The organism is Mesorhizobium sp. M1A.F.Ca.IN.020.06.1.1 (assembly GCF_004023265.1).
GTDB lineage: Bacteria > Pseudomonadota > Alphaproteobacteria > Rhizobiales > Rhizobiaceae > Mesorhizobium.
Map to the genome: position 1 here is coordinate 1 of NZ_RZSR01001841.1, position 409 is coordinate 409.

1 protein-coding gene is annotated in these 409 nt (G+C 63.1%); it reads right to left on the reverse strand.

The window, feature by feature from the left end; genetic code table 11:
- Positions 1 to 201 precede the first annotated feature (201 nt).
- Positions 202 to 409 (reverse strand): tRNA pseudouridine(55) synthase TruB (locus EOA60_RS37160; protein ID WP_206628493.1); only part of this gene is annotated, 208 nt, incomplete at its 5' end.

Consider the following 409-nt stretch of genomic DNA (forward strand, 5'->3'; position numbering starts at 1 on the left):
GGTCTCAGCCATTGCCACAATCCTCTGGGCCATAATCCTCTGGGCCATGATTCCTCTGGGCCATGATTCCTCTGGGCCATGAGCTCCCCTGGGGCGCGACGTCATAGCAGATCGCTGCTCTAACCGTCGGTTTTCATGCAATTCCGACGAGAACCGTTACACGTTTTCCTGGAACTGCGAGCCGAAACTAGCCGAGTGCCGTCAACCGGCAAAGACCCGCTTGGGCTTGAACATGCCCTGTTCGATGGCGCCGATGGCGACGAGCTTGCCGCGCGCCGTGGCACAGGCCTCCTCGGCCTCGACCGGCGCGTCGCGCCCTCGAATGATGACGGGATTGCCGAGGCGGATCTTGGTCGCGGCGTCATCGCTGACGGCGACCTGCGGCAGGCAGTCAAGCGCTGCGGCGTTC